This window comes from Chamaesiphon sp. OTE_20_metabat_361, from assembly GCF_031364565.1.
Map to the genome: position 1 here is coordinate 1 of NZ_JANLWO010000365.1, position 5,159 is coordinate 5,159.

5 protein-coding genes and 1 pseudogene are annotated in these 5,159 nt (G+C 48.6%); 4 read left to right on the forward strand and 2 right to left on the reverse strand.

The annotated features are described in order from the left end of the window. Both RMO35_RS10570 and recA read right to left on the reverse strand, forming a co-directional pair. Positions 1–186 (reverse strand): annotated as a pseudogene (locus tag RMO35_RS10570) (hypothetical protein); the annotation flags it as partial. Positions 187–266: 80 nt separating this feature from the next. Continuing rightward, a complete protein-coding gene (gene recA / locus RMO35_RS10575) occupies positions 267–1,343 on the reverse strand; it encodes a recombinase RecA (protein ID WP_309741038.1) in 1,077 nt (358 codons plus the stop codon). 234 nt (positions 1,344–1,577) lie between these two features. Here recA and RMO35_RS10580 point away from each other — a divergent pair, with 234 nt between their 5' ends. From RMO35_RS10580 to RMO35_RS10595, 4 genes are all read left to right on the forward strand, one after another. Beyond that, a complete protein-coding gene (locus RMO35_RS10580; protein WP_309741040.1) occupies positions 1,578–1,907 on the forward strand; it encodes a DUF2605 domain-containing protein in 330 nt (109 codons plus the stop codon). Positions 1,908–2,068: 161 nt separating this feature from the next. After that, complete coding sequence (locus tag RMO35_RS10585; RefSeq protein ID WP_309741042.1) at positions 2,069–2,368, forward strand: DUF2973 domain-containing protein; 300 nt, start codon at positions 2,069–2,071, stop codon at positions 2,366–2,368. Between the two features lie 73 nt (positions 2,369–2,441). Next, positions 2,442–3,302, forward strand: coding sequence for a DNA/RNA non-specific endonuclease (locus RMO35_RS10590; protein WP_309741044.1), 861 nt, complete (start codon positions 2,442–2,444; stop codon positions 3,300–3,302). Between the two features lie 282 nt (positions 3,303–3,584). Continuing rightward, positions 3,585–5,153 carry an ATP-binding protein gene (locus tag RMO35_RS10595; RefSeq protein WP_309741046.1) on the forward strand — a complete coding sequence of 523 codons (1,569 nt, stop codon included), beginning with the start codon at positions 3,585–3,587 and terminating at the stop codon, positions 5,151–5,153. Positions 5,154–5,159 lie beyond the last annotated feature (6 nt).

The window sequence follows — 5,159 nt, forward strand, 5'->3', positions numbered from 1 at the left end:
CAAATATTTCTCATCATAGTTGCCGCGATCGATAAAGGTATGGTTGACGCTTTGCCCAGCAACTGCGGGGGTATTGTCACCGAGGCGTTTACGATCGGCCCTCACCCCGCCAGATCCTTCGGCTCTGGCTCCCCTCTCCCAAGCTTGGGAGAGGGGCTGGGGGTGAGGGCAAAATCTATGCTTCATACCTCAATTCAGCAACGCCAATAAAAGTAGGCTAGACTTCGGTTGAAGTCTAGCCTACTTTCTGAGCTAGCTAATCAAGTTTATGCTTCATCATCGTCGCCATCTTCCTCTTCTTCCTCAACTTGCTTGAGCGTATTAGCAGAGACAGGGACACCAGTATTGAGCTTATCCAAGACTTGTTGCTGAACTTTAGCGACAAACTCGGCATTTTCTTCCATGTACTTGACCGTATTGTCACGTCCTTGAGCGAGATTATCGCCCTCATAGCTATACCAAGCACCACGGCGCGTGATAATACCAGTTTCTTCCGCTAGATCTACCAGACAGCCAACAGTTGAGATTCCCTTACCGAAGATAATATCGAACTCTGCAATCCGGAACGGTGGCGCGACTTTATTTTTAGCAACTTTAACTTTGACGCGGTTGCCGTATTCGCCATCATTGGCACGTTTGAGAGTCTGAATCCGACGGATGTCTAGGCGGACGGAAGCGTAAAATTTGAGTGCGGTACCACCAGTAGTTGTTTCGGGACTACCATAAACAACCCCAATTTTCTGACGTAGTTGGTTGATAAAGATCACCGTACAGCCAGATTTGGAGATGCTGCCAGTAATTTTTCGCAGGGCTTGGCTCATCAACCGCGCTTGTAGGCCCATGTGTGAGTCACCCATGTCGCCTTCAATCTCGGCGCGAGGTACCAATGCTGCTACGGAGTCAATCACGACGATATCGACAGCCGCCGAGCGGACTAATTGATCGACGATTTCTAAAGCGGCTTCGCCCGAATCTGGCTGTGATACAAGCAGATTGTTGATGTCTACACCCAATGCCGCAGAATAGGTTGGATCTAGTGCGTGTTCGGCATCAACGAAGGCGGCTACTCCGCCCGCCTTCTGAATTTCCGAAATCGCGTGGAGGGCGAGAGTAGTTTTACCCGAACTTTCGGGGCCGTAGATTTCAATGACTCTTCCTTTGGGCAAACCGCCACCCAAGGCAATATCTAGGGTCATTGCTCCACTCGAAATAGTTTCTACCCGCATCCGCTGGGCATCACCAAGACGCATAATTGCCCCTTTACCAAACGATTTCTCAATTTGGGTAAGGACTAAGCTAAGAGCTTTTTGTCTGTCTGGGCTATTTGTGATTTGGGTTGCCATTAATGCCTCTATGAACAGGGGGAGGTGAAGTAACTGTGCCTGGGTTTAACCACCAAAAGCTTGGTGTCTATGTACTATTGTACTGCCGATCGAGTACAAAAGTCAAAGTTCGGCAAGTTGTCATTTCCATGATACCCGCCAATCTTAGTTCGGTTATCAATTCTAAATTTTTCCATTAAGAATTGTAAAAAACAACTAGAATAAGAACATAAAACAACAATCTATTTGTACCCCATGTCCATGTCGCAGCCATCAGAACAAGAACTGCTCCAAAACATCCTCCAGCCATTGCTTGTAGACTTTGAATACTGGTTTAGTCGATCGACAGAATTACTAGAGAGCAAGCAGATTTCTTTTTTAAGCCCCAGCGAGCAAGCTGACTTACTCGATCGCGTGCGGCGAGCACAGCAAGAAGTAAACGTTGCCAAAATGTTATTCCAAGCCGTTGGCGGACAAGCCGGGATCGAGCCGAGCCAAATGGTGGGTTGGCATCAAATCGTGACTGAGTGTTGGCATGTCTCGATGCAGTTAAGACAGTCGGAACAGTCTAAGATAGGAGAGTAAGGCTCGCGAACGGTCATCTTAACTTCTCATAAAAGTTAAATTGACTGTTGAAGATTTGCCCATTCGCCTGCCATATTCCCAGGTGGTGCCGATCGTCAACCTAGACCGCCGACTTTTGCTTTGCTACTTCTATATTTTGGCTCTTCGTGTAGGACAGTGACATGTTACAGATAATTTATTTAATTGCCTTCAGTATTTTGGCATTTCTAGCGATCGGAAATCTGATCCGCAGTTTGATTGGGTTTAGTATGGATGCGTCCCAGCCACGGGCGATGACCAATCCTAATTTTCCAGGTTCCAGATACCGTGCGGGTGCCGTCGTACACCCCGAATTGCTAGACTCTGCTGGCAATGTCACCACCGAACCGCTACTAATCATGAAGTCGATTAGTGTCGAGGATGCACGCGCCAGACTGGATGCGTTGTATCATGATGATTCCCCTCGTTCGGCTGAGGATTAGGCTTTAGGCTTTAGGCTTTAGGTATTAGGCTTGGAAGAGGACGACGGGAAAATTAGATCCCGATCGTGATGAGATGTTAACAACCGTGCGAAAAATTGCCTATTTCCCGATCTTGGCGATCTTGATTATTAGTGTCGTCGCCTGTCGCAATCCCGACATTCCTTCAGGAGGGGAAACCCAAGGCAATATCAACCTGTTGATGGGCAATCCATCACAAGCAACTAGTTCGCCCGGTAATGTGGAAAACTATCTGCTCGTGCGTCCCCAGTATGCGCTGTCTTATTCTCGAACTAAAGGGATACCTAACTGGGTGTCGTGGGAATTAAATGCGTCATGGCTGGGCGATGCTCATCGTGTAGGTAAGTTTGCACCGGATGAGGATTTGCCTGTCGGCTGGGCGCGAATTAAACCGTCAGATTATACCGGGAGTGGTTTCGATCGCGGTCATATGACTAACTCTGAAGATCGCAGTCGATCGCCAGCAGACAATATTCCCACTTTTTTGATGACTAATATCATCCCCCAAGCGCCAGATAACAATCAAGGGGTGTGGGTGCAACTAGAAAACTATTCGCGCGAATTAGTTAGATCTGGTAAGGAATTATTCATTGTCTCTGGCGGACACGGGCAAGGTGGGATCGGTAAGAACGGTTTTAAAGCGACTGTAGGGCAGGGGAAAGTCATCGTACCTGCTGTGACGTGGAAAGTGATTTTAGTGCTGGATAGACCCAATTCTGGCGTGGCTGGAGTGACGCCGAACACCCGGACGATCGCGGTGATTATTCCGAATAAGCAAGGGGTGAGAGACGATCCGTGGCGGCAGTATCGCACGTCGGTGAAGGAGGTTGAGAAGTTGACTGGGTATCGGTTTTTTACAAATGTTCCGGTGCAGGTGAGGGAGACGATCGCGGCTAGGGTCGATAATCTAAATTAATGTTTGGGGTGGGATGTGTGCTGGGCGGAGCGGCACACGATGCTCTTTCAGAGCAACTGAGCCGACGCAAAATGTCGTCTAAGGGATGAAAGAAATTTTGGCTGAGTGCGCTCTAGTTTCATTCTTCTGCTTGGTGCGCTCAATCTGGAGGAAACCTCCAGAGCGCGCATCCGCAACCCAACCTACAGATCCTACGATGGTAGCAAATTGCGACGATCTGTCAAGAATCACCCCTGCTGAACTCACGGTGAGTATTTCAAAAGTAGAGATTTGGATCTAGATATGGCGGAGATCGATCGCACCAATCCAGGGACACCATTGACTGCGACAGCTGGAGGATCGCAGCGGACGGGCTTTTTGGGGGCGGCGCGGACGCGGATTTTGCTTTGTTATATTGGGATTTTAGCGTTCATCTTCGCCATCGGTATTCCGATATTTCGACACTTTTTGTTTGCACGGGTAGATCGACGGGTGCAAGATGATATGAGCGAAAAGATGGCATTTTTTCGCAGTTCGCTAGCTGAAGAATTAATCGATGAAGATCTGGACAATTCAGGATTGAGTGCGGCGCAGTCAGACAATCGGCAGCAGCGACTGAAAAAACCAGCCAATTCAGCGGAACTAGAAGATTTTTTAGATGCTTTTTTGACTCGTCAGTTGCCAGAAGATGAAGTCTATATGATTGCCTTTGTCAAGGGCCAATTGTACAAATCTAGTCCGAGAGCAAGACCAGAAGTGCTCGAACAAAATTCGGACTTGATGCAGGCATGGGCAAAAGCAACTGTAGCATCACAGGGGACGCAGAAAACAAAAGACCTGGGAGTCGGCGACATATTGTATTTGGTCGAGCCTGTCAAAGTAAACGATCGAACGCTCGGTGTATTTGTAGTCGCTCATACCACATCTGGCGAACGGAATGAAGTATTAGAAGCAGTTGTGGTGGTGGTGCAGGTATTTGGAGGAGTGTTGGTACTTGCACTGGTGTTAATTTGGTTTGCATCGGGGCAGGTGTTGGCACCACTGAGATCGTTGATTGGCACTGCAAGATTGGTAGGTGAATCCGATTTGAGTCAGCGATTGCCCGTGCAGGGTGGCGGGGAAATGGCAGAAATAGCCACCACATTTAATGAGATGATGGAGCGGCTAGAATCGGCATTTGTGAGTCAGCGCAACTTTATTAATGATGCTGGGCACGAACTCCGCACTCCCATCACGATTATTCGCGGTCATTTGGAATTGATGGGAGACGATCCGCAAGAACGGGAGGAAGCTGTAGCCATCGCGATCGACGAACTCGATCGGATGGCGCGGATGGTAGAGGACTTGATGTTGCTGGCAAAGTCGGAACGTCCCGATTTTTTGCAGTATGAGATCGTCGATGTGCGAATTTTTACAGAGGAACTATTTGCGAAGTTGCGTAGTCTAGGAGAGCGCAATTGGGATTTGGCAAGATTTGCTGAAGGCGAAGTGCGGATCGATCGCTATCGGATGACACAGGCGATCCTCAATTTGGGGAACAATGCCGTGCAACATACCCAAGTTGGCGATAAAATTTCGTTCGGCTCGATGCAGCGGCAAAATACACTACACCTGTGGATCCAGGATACTGGCGAAGGAATTGCCGATACCGATCGAGAACAAATTTTTGAACGGTTTGCCCGTGCTGCCAAAAGTCGGCGGCGATCTGAAGGTTCTGGTTTGGGACTGGCGATCGTGAAAGCGATCGTCGATGCTCATCGGGGTCAAATTTCCCTCCAGAGCCAGCTCCAATGTGGTTCGACCTTTACCTTGAAAATTCCCTTATTCCCCGCAGCAGATGTGCTAGATGCCACGCAAAATGTAGATCGATAGAGACCG